Genomic DNA, 18,565 nt, shown 5'->3' with positions numbered 1-18,565 from the left:
CAAAAAGGAAGGGAGGTGGGTAATGTGAAACCACCGTTGGTCGATTCGCGGGATATGCAGGCAGTCATCCGAAAAATGCGCGAAATGGTGCCATTCTACACCCCGGAGTGGCGCTTCACTCCAGAAGATCCTGATGCGGGTACGGCTTTATTTCTCCTTTTCGCAGACATGCTGATGAATAATCGTGAGCGTTTGAATCAAGTTCCGGAACGAAATTTTGTTGCGTTTCTCAATATGCTCGGTGTCGGAATGGCTCAGGCAAGACCGGCAGAAACCTTTTTAACATTTGAATTGAGTACAGGGGTGCAAAAGCCGGTGTGGATTCCGGCGGGCACAAAGGTTTCGGGTAAGTCTGCCCTTGGTGATGAAGTGGTTTTTGAAACAGATCAGCCTATGCTGGCTACCCCCTCTCTCCCGACAGATCTGTTGTTTTCCAATGGCAGTCGAGACTTTTTAACAGATGCAACGAGTTGGCTTGGAACAAATGCGCCGCTCTCTCTCTTGGACTGCCAGGCTTTGCCTAATCACCAGGAGCATTGCTGGTATTTGGGGCATGAGAACTTGTTTTGTTTAGGGGACCGTGCTTCCATCCAGCTCACGATGGTTTCCAATCAGGAACGCTACCTGGAGTCCTTGCTGACAGAGAAGCTGGCGAATCCAGCGCTGGTCGAGTGGGCGTATCAGTCAGAGGGCGAATGGGTTTTGTTCGACAAGATCGAGGCTGATCAAAATCGGCTGCGCTTGGAAAAAAAGCAGCGGAAACAATGGCAGTCCAGTGAAGTGCAAGGAATCGAAAATCGTTGGCTTCGCTGTAGAGTGAAGCCAGGCATGATTCATGAGTGGATGAAAAATGGCGGGAGCCTCTCTCTGACCCACATCCAGATGAAGACGGATTATTTGCCGACTGATGATCCGAAGGGCCTTTCACCCGACATGCTTTTCTCCAATGATGTGCAGGTTTCTGGGAGTGGCTGCCTTGCATTTGGCGAGCAGCTCGCACCGTATGGCATGTTTTTTTTGTCCTGTGAAGAGGCGTTTACGAAGCATGGAAGTACGGTTGCCCTTCGTTTTCGGATGAAAACGATGCCATATCCCGCTACGCATCTGTCACAACCGGAACCGAAATGGAAATGGATCATGAAGGAATCGACCTTTGATCCTCCTGCGACGACACCCGTCACGGTCAGCAAGGTGGTATGGGAATACTGGAATGGCAGCGGATGGATGGTGCTCCTGTCAGGTGAGGATCGTGAGAAGCTGTTTGCTGGCACCGATTCGGATGAGGAGATTGTGGTTACCTTTACGTGTCCAGATGATTTGCAGCCGACAACCGTGCAATCCCAGTATGGGTATTGGATTCGTGTGCGAATTCTTCAGGTGGAAGGCTTATATGGCCCGAATCCTGTAAACATGGCCCCGTGGCTGGAAGACATGCGCCTGACCTATTCGTACCGAGAGTCCCTGCATGTGCCGGAAGCGATTCTCACACAGAACGACTTGGATTGGCAGCAACCTGTTGGTACAGGCAATCATCAGGCTAGCTTCCAGCCCTTTTTGCCATCCGAATGCATGCATCCCGCCATCTATTTTGGATTTGAGCAGCCCCCGTTGCAAGGACCGCTCTCTTTCTACTTTTCTATTCTCCCAATGGAAGAATCCCCAGGGGCTGCTCCGGTTGTGCAATGGGAATACAAGCGCGGAGATGCAGGAGTGACGACTTGGGCCAAGCTGCAAACGATTGATCAGACCGCTGGTTTTACGGAAAGTGGTACTGTACGTTTCGCTGGTCCTTTTGATATGGAAAAAAGCAAAATGTTTGAACGGGAGCGTTATTGGATTCGCGCCGTCAATGTAGACAATCGTCTTGGAGGATGCGATTCGGATGCACGACATCCCGTGCTAAGCGGCTTTTATCCGAATACGATACGAGCCATTCAACAGGAGACGATTCGCAATGAAATGGCAGAGCGGATAGCAGAGGGACCACAAGCCGAGTACAGACTGATCCGACATCCCGTCATGGACGAAGAGGTATGGGTAGATGAAACAGGCTTCTTTTTGCCGAGTGAACGAAAGAGCTGGCTGGAGCATCCGGAAAATCGGGTGGAGCTTCTCTATGATTCTGAAGGGAACGAGCAAAAATGCTGGGTTCTGTGGAAGCGAGTAGAGCATCTGCACGATTCTGGCCCGGATGATCGCCATTACTGCTTGGAGAGTGCCACCGGGAAAATTTTGTTTGGCGATGGCAGACACGGTAGGGAGCTTCCACAAACCGGACTCGGCTCCGTGAGGGTGACGTATAAGGTCGGAGGGGGAACAGCAGGGAATCTTCCTGCTGGGCAGTTGAATCAACTGGAACAATCGATTCCGTTTGTCCAAGCTGTCAGCAATCCGGTTCCTGCGATTGGGGGAAGTAATCGGGAAATGCTGACAGAAGCCTTGCATCGCGGTCCTCAGACAATCAAGCATCGCTATCGAGCGGTGACGGCTGAAGATTTCGAATGGCTCGTCCGTGAAGCGCATCCGGGGATAGCCAAAGTGAAGTGTCTGCCGAATCGGAACAGCCGCCAGCAAAAAGAAGCAGGGCATGTCACTGTGATTGTATTTCCCGCAGCGGGATGCTTCGGCACACAATTTTTGGAGCTTCGGCGTTCTGTCACGAACTACTTGCTTACCCATGCGGCAGCGACGATAGCCTCCCCCGAACGGATTCATGTTAGGGAGCCTGTCTACTTGGAAATTGCGGTGACAGCAGAGCTGGCAGTAGGGTCTTTGGAGGAAATCGTTGAGGTGGAGCTGGAGACACTTTGCAAGCTCGCGCGATTCCTTGACCCCATATCAGGAAATCTGCATGGTGGAGGCTGGGAAATAGGCCAGCGTGTGCACACTTCGCTCTTGTTTGCCTTGCTGAAATCCGTAAAGGGCGTCCGCTTTGTGGATCATCTGACCTTGACTGTATTTCGAACGGAAAATGGGCAACGAAAGGAAATACTCGCTTCTGAATACGAAACGATTGTACATGGGATCGTCACAGAGGGAGCACATCGAATCAGCGTCCGCGTTCAGGAAGGACATTCTTTCTTCCCACCCAAACATTGAAAAAGGAAGTGTGCGCTATGCTTCCATCCAAAAATCTGGATGATCGCCACTTTGAAGAGATCGTCGAACAAGCAAAAAACGCGATCCCCAAGCTGCAGCCAGAGTGGGGGGATCACCGTCATCACGATCCAGGCATTACGCTTTTGGAGATGTTCGCGTGGTTGATGGAAATGCAACAATACTATCTCAACCGGATAACGGAAAAGAACGAACGCAAATTTTTGCAGCTCATGGGTGTACACCCAAAGAACCAGTCATGTGCGACGACGGATGTAACGTTTTTCGACGTGTCAGAAGAAGCGATCCTTCCGGAGAAGACGAGGTTGTTCGCGGGGAGTCTTCCTTTCGAGACGGAACATTCGCTTGTTCTGGTACCGGCCAGCCTGGAGCGTGTTCTGGTTCATACAGAAAGCGGGACGGCAGATGTAAGTTCATCCAATGCGCATAATGGTGTTTCCTACTACGCATTTGGCCAGGAACCAAAGATAGGGAACAAGATTTACTTAGGCTTTGATCGGCCACTCCCAGTAGGGAAGGCAGTCTCCATCGGATTGCGATTGTTTGAGGACTATCCTCTCCCAATCGCCCCGCTTACACACACATCCCTTTTCGTTCCATCAGCCACTCTCGTGTGGGAGTACTATGGACAGAACGAACGCACGCAAGAACTGGGATGGAATCCGTTGCCAACAGTTTCGGATGAAACGATGAATCTCTCCTTTTCGGGACGAGTCCTGATTGAGCTGGAAGGAGCTATGAAGCCGCTCATGCTTTACCCCGCCAATGATCGGCCGCGTTTCTGGCTTTGTGCGACATTGCGTGCAGGTCGATTCGAATTAGCTCCTCGCATGGAAAAAATCGAGCTGAACACCGTGAGCGCTATTCAACGCGAAACCTTCAGTCAAGTGTGGGAGTTAGATGGAACGGGGCAAGCGGATCAGACGGTTGTCCTTACCAGCTCGCTATCGTACGACGGCATTGTGGAGGTTCAATGCAAAAAGGGACGTCATTGGCAATGTGGTTGGGATCAGGATGAACCAGACCAAGCCGATACAGGCGTATTTTCGTTTCGCGTTTCGCGTGACCCAGAACAGGGCACAACGATGATTCGGTTTGGAAGTCCAATGCCTGAAGGCCAGAAAAATATTCGGGTCATTGCCTATCGGAGTGACTTTGCAGGGCAGCGGTTCGTTGGAGAAAGCAGTGGCTTGCCACATCAAGTGTTTCGGCTGAATGTCCAATCGATCTTGCCGGAAACGTTTGTCATTCAGGTGGCGCATCAGATCGAAGGCAGTCCGTTTCCCGTCTGGGAGGACTGGTCGCTGGTCACTGATTTTGACCGATCGGGGCCACAGGATCGCCATTTTATGCTGACGGATGTGGACGGGGCAGAAATTGCCTTTGGCAACAATGAGCACGGAGCTATACCCGAAAGGCTGGAAGGCATGGCGGGCATTCGGATCATATCTTGTCAGACAGGCCAAGGGGCGAAGGGGAATGTACAGGGGGGCCAAATTACCTGGTTTCACCCGCTCGCCCGGCAGCGAACCACCGCGCAGGTGACGAATCCCCGTCCAGCCAGTGGGGGAAGCGAGCGCGAATCAATTGATCAAGCCAAGCGCAGGATGAGAATGGAATGGAAAAAAACGCAGCGGGCCGTTACAGCAGAAGACTATGAGGCGATCGCGCTATCGACCCCCGGATTGCGTGTGGCCCGCGCGAAGGCAATCCCCCTATACAAAGTAGGGGAATTGGGAGCTTCTGAGCAAAACGCAGCCGCTCAAATGACCGTGGTCATCGTTCCATTCAGCGATCAGCCGACACCACTGCCAAGTGAAGGTTTCTTAAGGACCGTTCGCTACCAATTGGAACAGCGGAGGCTGCTGACGACAGAAGTCCATGTGGCTGCTCCAGCCTATATCAAAGTGACCGTTTTCGCGACAATCGTGGTGGAGCCTGCGTTTGCAGACAAAAAGCAGATCGTGCTACAAGCATTGCAGCGATATTTGACACCATTGGATTTGCACAATCCTTCCACTCATCAAGGAAAAGGATGGGAATTTGGCCGACCAGTTTATAAAAGTGATCTCTATGAGGTGTTAAACCAGATCGAGGGTGTGCTGTACGTGACGGATTTGTGGGTTTCCGCAGAGGGCACAAGCATCGTCAGGGATGAAGGGGGCGATATTCAGATTCCGCGCCATGCGCTGGTGTACTCAGGAGAGCATGTTCTGGAGCTCGTTGTGGATAGAGAAAGATAGACGGGAACAAACGGAGGAGTGGGCGTGGATACAATGAATCGTTTCTTTTCCCTGAACAATCCGTCCGATTGGCAGCGGGGGGTCTGGTATAACCTCCATGTCTCTAACGAGGGGATCGGGCTGAATAAATCGCCCGAATATGTGATCGATCATGTGCATCAGGCCGGGACGACACATCACTCTCGACTCTTGGATTTTGCCATGGCACGCGTTGGCTCGTTGCTTTGGCTGGATGAAAGCGGGCATATCACGCATTACGATGACAGCAACAATTTCAAGGAGACGGTGTTTCGTGCTGGACGCGGGTTGTATTCCAAAGACTCGTTTCTCGTCGCTGACGATGAATACGTGTACATCATCGATCCCGAGGCGAGGCGAAAAGTCGGTGCGTATTCCATAGCCAACGGCCAGTGTATTTGGAGCTGCGAAGAGGGGGAGGAACCGCGGCTTTTTCCTTTGGATGCAGGGCTGGATGGAGAAGGACGTCTATACATCACGACACCTGTGGTCGTAGATCGAGACAATGAACGGAAGGAAATCGCAGCGGGAACACAAGTGGTCGTCATTCGGCTGAATCGGGCAGGCAAGATAGACGCTACATACACGCATGCGGAATTGAAAGTGAAAGAGGCAGCTACCCTTCGTGAGATCAGGCGAAGAAGGTTGTTTCGTCTGTCCGTTGCCGAAGCGGGCAAGGTCTATCTATTTTGGGCACAGACGAATCAAGTGTTTCGGTTCTCTTCGGAAGGCTCCGATGTGTGCACTCTGGCGATCCCGTCAGGCACTAAGCCCGCGGGGTTTGCAGTGGGTCCAGGTCCCATTCTCTATGTGGGTGATAGTCGTTCCATTGATTCGGCTCATGATCATACCCGATTCATTTTGCGTTTTCAACCAACGGGAGAAGCACTTGCGCCATTGATCAACTACCACGGCCGAGCAGACAAGCTCGTTTTTGACAACCAGCAACGGCTGTATGTTTGGGACGCACAGAAAAATGTGCTGACTATGTTGAGGCTCGTTTCGCGGACGTCCAACCTAGATACGACTGGGATACCGATGGGCATCTACTTTTCTCGTGCATTGGATAGCACGGAATTTGAAACGGTGTGGCATAAATTCACGCTGGATGCAGACATACCGGAAGAAACGCAGTTACTCATCTCGACGTTTTCTTCTGATCGAAAAGAGCATGTGATTCATGGAGCCGTACACAATCTGGAGGATTTTTTGCTGGCATCCGACATGGACTGGAAAACCAAGCTGCAAAGGACGGCCAATCTATGGTCGGAGCCGGTAATCAACGCTTCAGATGCGCTGATTCATTCAGCAAAAGGCCGCTATTTATGGCTCAAAATCGAATGGCTCGGAACGGACCGCCACTCCCCGTTGCTCAGACAAATGCGGATTTACTCGCCACGCGACACATTTTTGCGCTATCTGCCAGCGACCTATCAAAGCGAACCTGCCAGTGCGGATTTTCTGGAACGCTTCCTCTCCCTTTTTGGGACGTTTTACTTGGAGCTGGAGGAACAGATTGATACCATCTCACGTTTGTTCGATCCTGATACGACACCTAGAGAGTTCGTCCCTTGGCTTGCTTCCTGGTTAGGGATGGGCAGGGATGAGCATTGGACAGAGGCACAACGCCGAGAACTGATTCGCCGCGCGCCGGAGCTGTATGCAGAGCGGGGCACTCGTGCCGGGTTGGAAAAGATGGTGGAGCTGTATACCGGGGAGCGTCCGATGATCGTTGAGTATTTTCAAATCAGGGACATGAAGGCGATCCCGGAGCTACACGAGCTGATTTCTTCCCTGTACATGGATCAACCGTATCAATTTTGCCTGATCGTTTCGCAGGAATCCGCGAAAACAGAGCGGGAGCAGTTGGTTCTGCAAAAGATTTTGGAGGATCAAAAGCCTGCTTTTACAGAGGCGAAGCTCATTGTTCTGCGCCCGGGCATCTACGCCGACCTCCATAGCTACGTGGGGATTAATTCTTATTTGACGGAGCCGTCGTTCCTCACTCTTGATCAAAATTTATCCATGCCGTACAACACGGTGCTAAGCGGGAAAGACCGCAGCAGACGAATCGATTATGACACGAGGATTGGCCTGGATGCAGAGCTGGAGTAAGAAGCCGAGATTTTTACGCAAAGTGAGGTGTTCGAGATGAAGAATCTGCGTTATTTTCCACATGAACGGAATGTGTATTTCAAAGGGAAGCTGTTGACCGTCAGAGATTTCGAATCAGAACAGCGCTATTTCAATGACAAACGTCGACTTACCAATCGCTTGCTTCACGGGGGTGGGGTGGTATGCGGTTTGCAAGTGATCGCTGTGGACGAAAAGCAGATTTCGGTCGAAGCCGGAGTCGCTCTCGATTATCTCGGAAGAGAAATCGTGCTTCCTGAGCCTGTGAAGCTGAAGCTGTCTATGATGGAAGGCTTTAGTAACAACGATTACGCGAAAAATGTGTACGTCTGCTTGGCTTATGATGAAAAAGGCAAAGAACAGGTCTTCTCCGTCTCCGAAACCGTCGAGCAGGAAATGGCTGAATACAACCGGGTGGCAGAAGGATATCGGCTTTTTATCAAAGAGGAGGCACCGCATCCTGCTTCCATCGAAGGGGTGCAACTGGTAGAGCAAAGAGTGCTGCTCTATGCAGATCCACAGGTGCGCATTTGGCAGGCAACTCCGCGATACGTCAATCCGGGTGAAGTATTTTCATTGCAGTTGCACATCGAGAAGACGGTACAAACGTCACGCGTGCAATTCCACTACAAGCTGGATGTGCCAGGGCTGACAGTCTTGGAAAGTACTGACGGTAGCGTATCCTTCTTAGAGCCTGTTGACGCGAAAGAGACGGATTACGTTGTTTCCATTCCGATCAAAGCTGGCTGGGATCGTGGAACGGTGGAGCTAGCAGTGCTGGGGGGCAAGGCAGAGGTTCGACTCGGCGATCGCTTGGTGCATAACGATCTCCTTTCCGTAGGAAAAATCGAAATTACGCCAGACGATCTGGTAGAGCGGCTCGTGTCCGATTACTACAATCGCAAGCTGGATCAGGTGACACAGGCAAACGAACAGCCTTTTCTTTATTTGGCAAAAGTATGCTTGCTGCAAATGAATGCGACTTATGTCATCGAGAAGGTTGTTCCTGTTCCGTTTGGTGAGTACGTGTACACGCCAGCGCTTTTGCAAAAGCTTGCGATGCGTGCGCAGAAGGGAAAGCAAGTCGAGCAAGGGTCCCCTGCGGATTCCTTTCGAGTGACCACGCGTGTGAAAGAAATCGCGGCAGGCGATAAGCCGCAGTTCGATGTGAGCTACGATAACCTGGCGTCTGTCTACCAGTTTGAGCTTGGACTGCCCCGACCAGGAAAGACAAATGAACAAGTAGCAACTGGCGTGGTAGAAATACCGATTGAGCCATACTCCTCCAACTGGCCGTTTGGGGTCAAGATCGGCAATCGTTATTTTTCTGAGGAGCTCAAGCATTCTCTCGGAAAGGGGAATGTGTATGTCAGTGCAGGAATCGAGGATTCTCATGCAGATGTGATCGATGAGTTGCTTTCCCAACATGAGCAAGTGATGTACGGGCATAGCAGTGTTTTTGATGATTCGGAGTATGCGGCAGATGCAGCGCATTTTGCCGTAGGGGTCATCGTTTATCCGCAAAAAGGAACGTTTCGGATCGGCGTCCAGGTGAAGGGACCTGTTCAGACAGATCGGGCAAGGATCAGGTGGTGGGCGATCAAACCGCTGGAAGCAGGGACAGAGGACGTGGCGTATCAAGATTCGCAAGAGTAGCAAGGTTTGCTTCATTTTGAATTTGTGCTACACTTTCTTAATGTAAGTACATATCAGCGTAAGACGGGAGGAGATCCAATGGCAACACATATCACAGATCATTCCGTTTTGAACAACGGGGTGAAGATGCCCTGGCTGGGTCTGGGTGTCTGGAAGGCAAAAGACGGAAACGAAACGTTGGCCGTTCGTTCCGCGATTGAGGCGGGTTATCGCAGTATAGACACGGCAGCTATCTACGGCAACGAGGCCGGCGTAGGCGAAGGAATTCGTCAAGCCGGGATCGATCGCGATCAATTGTTCATTACGACCAAGGTGTGGAATGCGGATCAAGGCTACGAGTCAACGCTGAAGGCTTTTGATGAAAGTATGAAAAAATTAGGCATCGATACGCTGGACTTGTACCTGATTCACTGGCCCGTAAAAGGCAAGTATGTCGATACGTGGAGGGCCTTGGAAAAGCTGTACCGCGATGGATATGTACGTGCGATTGGCGTCAGTAATTTTCATAGTCACCATCTCGAGGATTTACGCCAACATAGCGAGATCATTCCGGTTGTCAACCAAGTCGAGTATCATCCATTGCTTACCCAAAAAGAATTGCATGCGTATTGCAAAGAGCACCACATTCAACTAGAAGCATGGAGCCCATTGATGCAAGGAAATCTAGATCATCCTCTCTTGGTGGAATTGGGACAAAAATATGGCAAGTCTCCTGCGCAAATTGTGCTTCGCTGGGATTTGGAAAACCAAGTGGTGACGATTCCGAAGGCGATCACACCAGAGCGGATTCGCCAAAACGCAGATGTTTTTGATTTCTCCCTTAGTGCAGAGGATGTAGAAAAAATCACTGCCCTAAATGACAACAAGCGTTTTGGGCCAGACCCGGATGATTTTGATTTTTAAAGGGACAATCACATCAGATCAAAGGGGGGCCACGAACGAACGGCTCCCCTTTTCTTATACGTGCCTCCGATAGGCACATATATGGTTGTACATCGATTTGTCGGCAAGCTTCAGGAACAGGGTAATGTCTGGTCGTAGATTGGCTTCAATAATCCATACCCGGCCATTTGCGTCAATGCCCATATCCAGACCAAAGACTTTCTGGCGCGTGTAATAGCTTGCCAAACGATTCGCAGCGAGTATGGCGATTCTTCGCAGGCGAGCAATAATCGTGGAGGCAGAAGCACCGCGAATCGAAGAGCGTTGAATGGCTGAGCGGATCGGAAGCACCCGTCCCTTGCTTCTTTTGACATTGGTAATGATATAGCCTCTGCCTGCTACTTTTGCAAGCATTCCGGTGACGGCCCAGGGAGAGCCTGATCTTCTTTGGACCATCACTCTTACATCGAATAAGGAACCATTGACGCGTGCCAGCGAGATCCCGCGCTGAATCAGATAAGGGGTCGTTATTTTTCTGCGCAGATACCTGTACGTCTCCAACTTTCCACGCAACATGCGGTGTGAAGGCCCACGCTGGACGCGGTAATGGCCCTTGGCTTTTCGTGTGATGAGCATGACGCCAGCACCACCACTCCCTGCTGCTGGTTTGAGGATTACCTTTTTGTATTGATCCAGAAAAGCAGACAAAGACTGCTTGGAAAAACGACATGTCCGGGGTAAGGCCGAGACGAGCGAAGAGCTTGCCCGGAGCACTCTATGCTTGGTCAGTTTGGATTTGCTCTTTTTGCTCAATGAGGTCATTCCCCCAATCGAGAATGGAATCGTTGCAATTTTGCTGTCAGTGTATGTCCTATCTGGTTTCAACGCTTGTGGGAGTGTCCTCGTGAACAGAAAATAGGTGGGGGAGCCTTCGGATTCGCTCTTTACTATAGTTTATTTTTTCGTATACTGAAAAGTAGCATATTCGTTTCATCAGATGAAACGATCGGAACAAAGTAGGAAGCAGGTGTCAAACACTTATGGAAGAAGAACAAAAAGCAAACGTTCGGGCAGTCGATCGGGCTTTGGATATCCTGCTCTGTTTTACGGACGCTACGGATTTGGGCCTGAGCGAGATAGCGAGTCGACTCTCCTTGCATAAAAGTACCGTGCATCGTTTGCTGGCAACGCTGGAGAACAAAGGGTTTCTGATCCGAGATGTCCAGACGGAGAAGTATCGACTTGGGTTTCGAGTTTGGGAGTTATCCGCCAATTTGTCGCAAAACGATGATCCAGCGACATTGCTGCTGCCAGAAATGGAGCGATTGCGGGATTTGGTGGAGGAAACGATCAGTCTGTATGTGCGGGATGGAAACGAGCGGATACGCGTACAGGCAGTCCAAAGCAAGCAGCCCATTCGCAGGGTGGCGCCAATCGGAGCGCGTATGCCACTCGCGGTGGGGGCATCCAGCAAGGTACTCGTTGCTTACGCAGAGCCTTTCATTTTGCAGGAAGTCATCAGCGATCCGAATTGGCCTGACTATGTGAACAAGGAGTCTTTTATTGAGCAATTGGATCAAATCAGGAAGCAAGGCTTCGCGACTAGTGTGGAGGAGCGGGAGCTGGGGACAGCAGCTGTAGCCGTCCCGATATTCAATCGCAACGGACAATTGGTAGCGTCTATTGCGGCGTCGGGTCCTTCCAACCGCCTGACTCCTGAAAAAATGAGCCAATATGCCCCTTACATCATGGAAGCAGCCTATCGAATGGGAAAAATGATGAAATAACGAAGAAGCCAGCACATCGCCTCACATTAGGAGGGATGCACTGGCTTTTTTTGATTGTGCTCCTTTTGCAAAATCCCCCAAAAAGACTGAATCGCATTATCAGCGAGAAAACGTTCCCCCCGAGACGCAACGTATTGACTCATTTGCTTATAGTAATCGGGGTCGCACAGCTTCTCATACCGGAAGCTTATATCGTAAGCATCTTGCACGAAGAGAGGATAATGTTCACCTAACAAAGCGACATTGCCGATGGTTTTGGTCGTAAGGACGGGGACACCCAATGTCATACATTCGATGATTCGAGACAGGTACGAATGAGAAGGGTTTTGATCTTCTGTATTATCATACAACAGAGCAATGCCAATTCCGCTCTTCACGATCATTTTTTTGGTCGTCCACATTGATTTTTGCCCGTGATCGACCACGCCACGAGAGCGGAGCAGGATACGTGCTCTTTTTTTGTACGCACCTACGATCGAGGGGTAGAGAACGCGGAGCTTGGCTTGCGGATAGCTTTTGCGAATCAGGCCAATCGCCTTGGCAGCAACTGCAAGTCCATAGCGGGGACGGATCACCCCTGCCCAGATCAAATCAAGCGGATCTTCCGGCTGGCGAGTGATGCCAGGGTCTTGTGATTCCTCAGCGAATTGGGGCAGAACCTGAATTTTTCGTTGAAGCTCCTGGTTGGCGTATTTTCCTTTGTTCAAATGGTACATACGATATCTTTCTGCATTCGGTTCCGTTTGGAAAAATACGATCCGTGAATGCTGAAAAATATGGTCAAGCCTTCCCATAATATATTTGTCATCGAGATTGTATTGAACTGCCAAGTACAGGAGCTTGCTTGCGAGATGCGGATAATTCTTTAACAGATGAAATGATTCATTACGGCCGCGGATAAACAAAAAGTCGTAATTATGCTTTTGATCACGAGCAAAGATGTCAGCTATGAGCTGATCGGATTGAAAGAAGGAAACGTGTTGAAACGTAAAGCCACCCATTCCATTGCGAAATTGAAAAGGGAGGATACAGTGAAGCAAACAACGGTTTCGATCTCGGGCAGGCAAACGGGCTACTTTTCGATCGAGTGCAGCAAGCATGATAAAAAATTGCAGAACATTTCCCTTAGGTTTGAATTCTACAAGATTGCAAGAAAAACAAATCCGCATGAAATTCTCTCCTTTATAAGGCTATATCCTATCGTATGGATTTATTGCCTGATGGGTACTGAATTGGAGTAATCAGCAACAAACTTGAATAAAAATATTTACTCGAGTAAATTTATATACTAATATAAAGGAAAATGGAGAAAGGAGAACAAGATGGCAGAAGCGATATCATTACGAGAAAAGAAGAAGGCGAAAACGAAATTTGCTCTTTTGGATGCTGCCTTAGAGCTGATTGGAGAAGGCAGCTTCCGAAATGTTCTGGTGGAAGACATTTGCGAACGAGCAGAGGTGTCCAAGGTCACATTTTTTAAATTTTTCCCGCAAAAGGAAGAGCTTCTGATTTATTACATGAGCATATGGCAAGCAGAATGCTTTGTCGAACTACAGATGACTGGCAAGAGAGGCTGGGAAGCCGTTCGGCATATTTTTGCCAAGGTCACGCGCGATACCGAGAAACATCCAGGAATTATGCTCAGTCTCGTCAGTTTTTTGGCAGAGCAAAAAATGCATCCATGTGTGCCCATTTTATCCGAGGCGGAATTGTTTTTGCGCTTCCCTGAACAGGTGGGGAGAGAAGCCATTCGAGCTACTGATCTTCATCAAATGTTACAGAAGTGTGTACAAGAAGCAGCCGAAGATGGTCAGCTTGCTATTCATGTTAAGGAAGAGGAAGCGATTATTTTGCTGTTTACCATGTTTTACGGAGCCTATCTGACGGCACATTTGTTTCATGTGTCTGATTATATGGCGTGTTACGAGCTGCACCTCAAATCTTTGATAAGGTAGGGGAGTCGGATGGCAAAAGTAGTTCCGGGGCGTTTTACAGCACAAATGGAAGGACCTTTCGTCGTATTTATCATCGGGATGCGAATCAACCGTATGCTTGCGGTTCATAAGTGGATGCCAGTAGCCAACGCAATGGGAGGCATGATGCGAGAGTTGTATCAGCACCCGGAGCTCGGACTTTTGGGGCACACGTCGCATTTTAATCTCCGTGAAATCACCCAAATCCAGTACTGGCAATCCTATGAGCATCTGGAAAATTACGCGAGAAAAAGCCACAATCATTTAAGCGCTTGGAAGAAGTTCAACCAAGCGGTAGGAACGGATGGAACGGTTGGGATTTTTCACGAGACGTATTTGGTCGACGCGGGAAAATATGAATGTCTTTACGGAAATATGCCTGTCTGGGGATTGGCCAAGGCAGGAGAGCATCTACCGGCAGTAGGAAAAAGAGAGACAGCACGCCGCCGTTTGGGCGGTGAGAACGAGCCGGCCGTTCCTACTCCTACTCCTATACCTTGATCGATTGATGTCCAAGTCAATCAGGAAATTTTCCTAAACCGTGTCACAAAAAAAAGCCCTCTAAAGACTTATGTGTAAATCGATTGGAGGGATTGAAAGATGGAAAAGTGGGATGTTGCCGTTATCGGCGGAGGAATGAGCGGTTGGGTTGCCGCTGCGTATGCAGTGAAAGCTGGCCAGCGGGTGATGCTAACTGAAAAAGCGAGGATGTTTGGCGGCAGGGCCCTGACGGTTCATAAAAATGGAGTGTTCCTTAGTCTGGGCGCGCATGCGATTTACAGAGATGGTGAATGCTTTCATATCCTCAATGAGCTTGGCGCAACACCAGATGGCAACGTACCGGCGATGGCTGGTCATATGCTACGAGAGAGACAGCTCCATGACTTGCCCGGGTCTCCCATTTCGCTTATGACATCACGTTTGCTTTCGATCAGGGGCAAAGTAGAGCTGGCTCGCATTATGATGTCCCTAAAAAAGCTGGACAAACGAAACCTCCCACAAGGCTCGCTGAAGGATTGGGCGGAACGCTCCATCCGCGAACCGGAGGTCAGACACATGATCTACGCCTTGTGCCGTACAGCCACCTTTGCACATAGGCCCGAGATTCAATCGGCTGGGCCGGCTCTGCGACAAGTGAATCACGTCCTTAATGGCGGCGCATTGTATGTGAACGGTGGATGGAGTTCCATTATAGAGCGATTGCGCCAAACAGCGATGAAGGCGGGTGTACGGGCCGAGACGGGGAAAGCCGTGGTTAGCATCACTCGGCAAACGTCGGCCCAACCGGATTCAGTAGAAAGCTTCTACGAAATCCGGTACGCGGACGGTGGGGTCGGTTATGCAAATGCAGTCATCTTGGCCGTCCCCCCGACCGAATGCTACAAAATCGTTAGCGGCTCCGAGAAGACAGCTCTCGAAAGATGGTGTCGGCAAGCGCGACCAGTCACGACGGCCTGTCTTGATCTCGGGATGCGAAGGCTGCCTAATCCAAAAGTACAGTTTGTCATGGGGCTTGATTCTCCTTTTCTATTTAGTAATCAGTCGAGAGCGGCGAAACTTAGCGATAACGGTGGGCTTGCGGTTCATATCCTGAAATATCACGGTTCTTCGCAGCCTGACGCTGAGCAGGATAAAGCCGATCTGGAGCGAACGATGGATATTTTGCAGCCAGGATGGAGGAAGGAATTGCAAGCGACTCAATATTTACCGCATATAACGGTTGTTCACGACTATGCTCACAATGAACGCATGGAAGCGCCCGGGCCTGCTGTCCCCGAGTTGCCAAATCTTTATATCGCTGGCGATTGGGCCGGACATGGCGAACTGCTTGTGGATGCCGCGGCGGCCAGCGCCAAGCGCGCCGTCGTTGAATTACTAAATCGATTAATGCCGAAACAAGGGGAGTACCATGAATATCGCAGAACAATATGAAATGTATAGACCGTTGTTATTCTCGATTGCTTATCGGCTGCTCGGCAGTGTGTCGGATGCCGAAGATATTGTACAGGAGACGTTTGTGGCTTGGACGGAACGAGATGGCGATAGATCCGTTACCAACACAAAATCGTATCTTTGTCGTATTGCTTCCAATTTATGCGCAGACCGAATTCGGAAACAGACCAAACAACGGGAAACTTATATCGGTCCGTGGCTGCCCGATCCGTTGGTCGAAGGAAGGGGTGGACCCGAGGATATTTGCATAAGGAGAGATACGATCAGCACGGCCTATTTGCTCTTGCTGCTACAGTTGAGTGAAGTCGAACGCATTATCTTTGTTTTGCGAGAGGCGTTCGGCTTCAGCTATGAAGAAATTGCCGCCTTGACCGGCAAAAGTGTAGCCAACTGCCGACAAATCTTTCACCGGGCAAGGCGAGGCATGCCGCGCTCTACGGAAGAGGAGACTCCGACGTCAAAACAAACTGTGCGTACGCATCAGATCGTTCGCCAGTTCATGCAATCGTTCGAAAGCGGTGACATCAGTCGTGTGATGGAACTGCTAACGGCGGATGTATCACTTATCATGGATGGCGGCGGTAAGGTGAAAGCAGCACTTAACCCGATTCTTACAATGGAACGGGTTATTGCTTTCTTTACTGGGACGGCCAGCAAGCTTCCAGAAGGCATGGTTTATCACCATGCAACGGTTAATGGATTGCCAGGCTTCCTATTTATGATCGGTGAAACCGTCCATTATGTCCTATCCATGGAGTTCGAAGGTAACCGAATCTCAAGATTTTATATGACGGTGAACCCTGACAAGCTGGCCCACCTGAACATGGCAAAGACTTCACCATCATAGACGGCGAAGTCCGGAAGCTGCCGAAAGGGATAGGATAGATAGCCAAGATCAGCTGCGCAAGTCTGACCTCACTTCAATTGAGTTATATTCACGAATGACCTCTTGTGCAGCTCGTTTCGCACTAGCAAAAACCGCGTCTACTAAAACTTCACCTCGCCCAGTCCAATCACCGGCCACATACAACCCGTACACTTCTGGAACGGAGGGGCCATAACTTTTATCGATCCGATCGATAGAATCAAAGTCGTGAGCAACTTTGATTTTTGGCAAAAATTGACGGGCAACCTGTTCATTTTTCCATCCAGGTTGTATAAAGTCTAATGCCTCCTCCAATTGGCTTTCTTCGTTCTTTGAGTGGTCCGAGCCGAAACCGATATCTTTGCATGCATGGATGATGACCGATCCATCGTCACTTGCATGGGAAATAACGGAGGGGGTACTAATAAAAATGGGCCGATCCAAAAAGAAAGTAAAGTGCCGTTTGGGATTAAAAATGGGCAGCTTACGCAATGCGACATCCAGACAAGCGGCATATATTGGTTTTGTACGATCCCGCCACACTTTCAGCGATGTACGCTCCGCATTCTTAACCATCTTGAAGGTTTCGGATGGTCCTGCTGTGACGATGACATAGGAGGTTTCCAGTTTATCGCCATCCGCAAAATAGAGCTGCCGGACTTTCCCGTGATCATGGACAATCTCTGCTATACTTTTACTGTTTAAAATCGTTACACCTGTACGGATTGCTTCCTTCTGCAGATGATCAACCAGTTGCCCCCAACCGTGATCGAGATATAACACTTGGTTTCCTTTAAAAACAAGTTGCAATCGTCTCACTCCTGGAGCCGCCAAGAGTAGCTCCGGGTAAGGTACAAATGTATTCGTCCTGCAAACAGCGTAAATGAGCTGACGAATCATGGAATCGCGTATTTCCTGTTCGACCCATTCTCGAAAACTGATGGGGGGTAAAACTTTTGTATCGATTCCCCTCAATCGGTTCACAAATCGAGTCAATTCCCATTTAGCCGAAGGGGACAGCAAGGGATTCCTCAAAAGGGAGAGTGGACTTCCGGGGAGTTCGAAAAGTTTGCCATTCCACACCATGCCGCCTTTTGCAGGCGCGTACGCACCTTCGACGGAGATTCCCAGCTCCTGTAGAACTTCTTCGGCAGCTCCACCTTTGTAAAGTGCATGGAGGCCAAGATTGAGAGAAGCTCCATTCTTTTTGATCGTTGCGGCCCGTCCCCCTAGCTGACTTGATTTTTCTAACAGAACGACTGACAGACCAGCTCTTGCCAAATAAATGGAACTGGTTAATCCAGACAACCCGCCGCCGATTACTGCAACATCATACGCATCCATGATCATCACCCTTTCTCATATATATTACTAAGTCGTAGATAATCGGCTTTTTGTGACAACTCAAGTCGTCAAGGCTCGCAAGTATTCAAAGAACGTTCGCCGCTCCAATCCCTTTCCAGATTCATCCACGAAGTCAATGCAAGTAGATACAAAAAAGGTCGACCCATAGCAGTGGGCGACCTTTTTACCGTCAAAAGTCAGGCAAATTATCCAAATTGTTTTCCTTAATCCCATCTGGCTCACTCCGCAGAATGTCTCTCCCATACTTGTGAAATACGTCTACATGAGCCAGCTTGCCAGCCTTTGCATCATTGAGTGCGGTGATATAGTCGAGCTCGCGGCCTGTGTCTGTTTTAAAGGCGATCAAGTCTCCATCGTCGTTTTTCCTGACAGCCACGATTTGCTCTTTTCCCGGATTCGTCAGTGGGCTGTTATCTTCATTTTCTTGCATCGCCTGTTGTTCTCCGGCATTTTTGTACGCTTCATAAACTTGTTCAAAGTTCCGTTGATCCATGCATCATCCCTCCTCATCAGTAGGGTGCCTAAAATGGAGGAGAACATGTATTCGTTTTTTGTTTTCTGGGACTATGCTCG

14 protein-coding genes are annotated in these 18,565 nt (G+C 49.8%); 10 read left to right on the top strand and 4 right to left on the bottom strand.

The annotated features are described in order from the left end of the window. The first annotated feature begins 24 nt into the window (after window positions 1-24). The 5 genes from C7R94_RS25950 (at window position 25) to C7R94_RS25930 (ending at window position 10,070) form a co-directional block, all read left to right on the top strand. Window positions 25-3,099: a putative baseplate assembly protein gene (locus C7R94_RS25950; RefSeq protein WP_106785533.1), complete on the top strand. Its 3,075-nt coding sequence runs from the start codon at window positions 25-27 to the stop codon at window positions 3,097-3,099. 17 nt (window positions 3,100-3,116) lie between these two features. Then, window positions 3,117-5,360 carry a putative baseplate assembly protein gene (locus C7R94_RS25945; RefSeq protein ID WP_106785532.1) on the top strand — a complete coding sequence of 748 codons (2,244 nt, stop codon included), beginning with the start codon at window positions 3,117-3,119 and terminating at the stop codon, window positions 5,358-5,360. A gap of 33 nt (window positions 5,361-5,393) precedes the next feature. Continuing rightward, a complete protein-coding gene (locus C7R94_RS25940) occupies window positions 5,394-7,493 on the top strand; it encodes a phage tail protein I (RefSeq protein WP_233220673.1) in 2,100 nt (699 codons plus the stop codon). A 36-nt stretch (window positions 7,494-7,529) separates the two neighbouring features. Next, window positions 7,530-9,167: a hypothetical protein gene (locus C7R94_RS25935; RefSeq protein WP_106785530.1), complete on the top strand. Its 1,638-nt coding sequence runs from the start codon at window positions 7,530-7,532 to the stop codon at window positions 9,165-9,167. A gap of 78 nt (window positions 9,168-9,245) precedes the next feature. After that, on the top strand, window positions 9,246-10,070 hold the full coding sequence (locus tag C7R94_RS25930) for an aldo/keto reductase (protein WP_106785529.1): 825 nt from the start codon (window positions 9,246-9,248) through the stop codon (window positions 10,068-10,070). Window positions 10,071-10,124: 54 nt separating this feature from the next. Here C7R94_RS25930 and C7R94_RS25925 read toward each other — a convergent pair whose 3' ends face one another. Further along, window positions 10,125-10,871, bottom strand: coding sequence for a YheC/YheD family protein (locus C7R94_RS25925; RefSeq protein WP_233220672.1), 747 nt, complete (start codon window positions 10,869-10,871; stop codon window positions 10,125-10,127). 218 nt (window positions 10,872-11,089) lie between these two features. Between C7R94_RS25925 and C7R94_RS25920 the strand changes: the two genes are divergently transcribed. Then, on the top strand, window positions 11,090-11,836 hold the full coding sequence (locus C7R94_RS25920) for an IclR family transcriptional regulator (RefSeq protein ID WP_047071855.1): 747 nt from the start codon (window positions 11,090-11,092) through the stop codon (window positions 11,834-11,836). Between the two features lie 26 nt (window positions 11,837-11,862). Here C7R94_RS25920 and C7R94_RS25915 read toward each other — a convergent pair whose 3' ends face one another. After that, entirely contained in the window at window positions 11,863-13,005 is a 1,143-nt protein-coding gene (locus C7R94_RS25915) for a glycosyltransferase family protein (protein WP_106785527.1), read from the bottom strand. A 153-nt stretch (window positions 13,006-13,158) separates the two neighbouring features. Between C7R94_RS25915 and C7R94_RS25910 the strand changes: the two genes are divergently transcribed. The 4 genes from C7R94_RS25910 to sigJ all read left to right on the top strand — a co-directional run bounded on the left by C7R94_RS25910 (window position 13,159) and on the right by sigJ (window position 16,609). Continuing rightward, window positions 13,159-13,791: a TetR/AcrR family transcriptional regulator gene (locus C7R94_RS25910; RefSeq protein ID WP_106785526.1), complete on the top strand. Its 633-nt coding sequence runs from the start codon at window positions 13,159-13,161 to the stop codon at window positions 13,789-13,791. Between the two features lie 9 nt (window positions 13,792-13,800). Further along, window positions 13,801-14,310 carry a DUF4188 domain-containing protein gene (locus C7R94_RS25905; RefSeq protein ID WP_106785525.1) on the top strand — a complete coding sequence of 170 codons (510 nt, stop codon included), beginning with the start codon at window positions 13,801-13,803 and terminating at the stop codon, window positions 14,308-14,310. A 99-nt stretch (window positions 14,311-14,409) separates the two neighbouring features. Continuing rightward, on the top strand, window positions 14,410-15,741 hold the full coding sequence (locus C7R94_RS25900) for a phytoene desaturase family protein (RefSeq protein WP_106785524.1): 1,332 nt from the start codon (window positions 14,410-14,412) through the stop codon (window positions 15,739-15,741). Further along, complete coding sequence (gene sigJ / locus C7R94_RS25895) at window positions 15,719-16,609, top strand: RNA polymerase sigma factor SigJ (RefSeq protein WP_106785523.1); 891 nt, start codon at window positions 15,719-15,721, stop codon at window positions 16,607-16,609. The genes C7R94_RS25900 and sigJ overlap by 23 nt, the downstream gene beginning before the upstream one ends. A gap of 48 nt (window positions 16,610-16,657) precedes the next feature. Here sigJ and C7R94_RS25890 read toward each other — a convergent pair whose 3' ends face one another. Together C7R94_RS25890 and C7R94_RS25885 are read right to left on the bottom strand one after the other, a co-directional pair. Beyond that, the gene (locus tag C7R94_RS25890; RefSeq protein WP_158264711.1) at window positions 16,658-17,971 is read right to left on the bottom strand and encodes a phytoene desaturase family protein; all 1,314 of its coding nucleotides are present in this window, start codon (window positions 17,969-17,971) and stop codon (window positions 16,658-16,660) included. 190 nt (window positions 17,972-18,161) lie between these two features. Further along, complete coding sequence (locus C7R94_RS25885) at window positions 18,162-18,485, bottom strand: DUF3892 domain-containing protein (RefSeq protein ID WP_106785521.1); 324 nt, start codon at window positions 18,483-18,485, stop codon at window positions 18,162-18,164. Window positions 18,486-18,565: the final 80 nt, after the last annotated feature.

This window comes from Brevibacillus sp. NRRL NRS-603 (genome assembly GCF_003013445.1).
GTDB classification, from domain to species: Bacteria; Bacillota; Bacilli; order Brevibacillales; family Brevibacillaceae; genus Brevibacillus; species Brevibacillus formosus.
The sequence above is the reverse complement of the archived record's forward strand: the minus strand, read 5'-3'. Positions and strand labels throughout refer to the sequence as shown.

What these genes read in the sequence shown, in the direction of transcription:
- C7R94_RS25945 (WP_106785532.1), top strand. Translation starts at nt 3,117, where the DNA reads ATGCTTCCATCCAAAAATCTGGATGATCGCCACTTTGAAGAGATCGTC.
- C7R94_RS25940 (WP_233220673.1), top strand. Translation starts at nt 5,394, where the DNA reads ATGAATCGTTTCTTTTCCCTGAACAATCCGTCCGATTGGCAGCGGGGG.
- C7R94_RS25935 (WP_106785530.1), top strand. Translation starts at nt 7,530, where the DNA reads ATGAAGAATCTGCGTTATTTTCCACATGAACGGAATGTGTATTTCAAA.
- C7R94_RS25930 (WP_106785529.1), top strand. Translation starts at nt 9,246, where the DNA reads ATGGCAACACATATCACAGATCATTCCGTTTTGAACAACGGGGTGAAG.
- C7R94_RS25925 (WP_233220672.1), bottom strand. Translation starts at nt 10,871, where the DNA reads ATGACCTCATTGAGCAAAAAGAGCAAATCCAAACTGACCAAGCATAGA.
- C7R94_RS25920 (WP_047071855.1), top strand. Translation starts at nt 11,090, where the DNA reads ATGGAAGAAGAACAAAAAGCAAACGTTCGGGCAGTCGATCGGGCTTTG.
- C7R94_RS25915 (WP_106785527.1), bottom strand. Translation starts at nt 13,005, where the DNA reads ATGCGGATTTGTTTTTCTTGCAATCTTGTAGAATTCAAACCTAAGGGA.
- C7R94_RS25910 (WP_106785526.1), top strand. Translation starts at nt 13,159, where the DNA reads ATGGCAGAAGCGATATCATTACGAGAAAAGAAGAAGGCGAAAACGAAA.
- C7R94_RS25905 (WP_106785525.1), top strand. Translation starts at nt 13,801, where the DNA reads ATGGCAAAAGTAGTTCCGGGGCGTTTTACAGCACAAATGGAAGGACCT.
- C7R94_RS25900 (WP_106785524.1), top strand. Translation starts at nt 14,410, where the DNA reads ATGGAAAAGTGGGATGTTGCCGTTATCGGCGGAGGAATGAGCGGTTGG.
- sigJ (WP_106785523.1), top strand. Translation starts at nt 15,719, where the DNA reads ATGAATATCGCAGAACAATATGAAATGTATAGACCGTTGTTATTCTCG.
- C7R94_RS25890 (WP_158264711.1), bottom strand. Translation starts at nt 17,971, where the DNA reads ATGGATGCGTATGATGTTGCAGTAATCGGCGGCGGGTTGTCTGGATTA.
- C7R94_RS25885 (WP_106785521.1), bottom strand. Translation starts at nt 18,485, where the DNA reads ATGGATCAACGGAACTTTGAACAAGTTTATGAAGCGTACAAAAATGCC.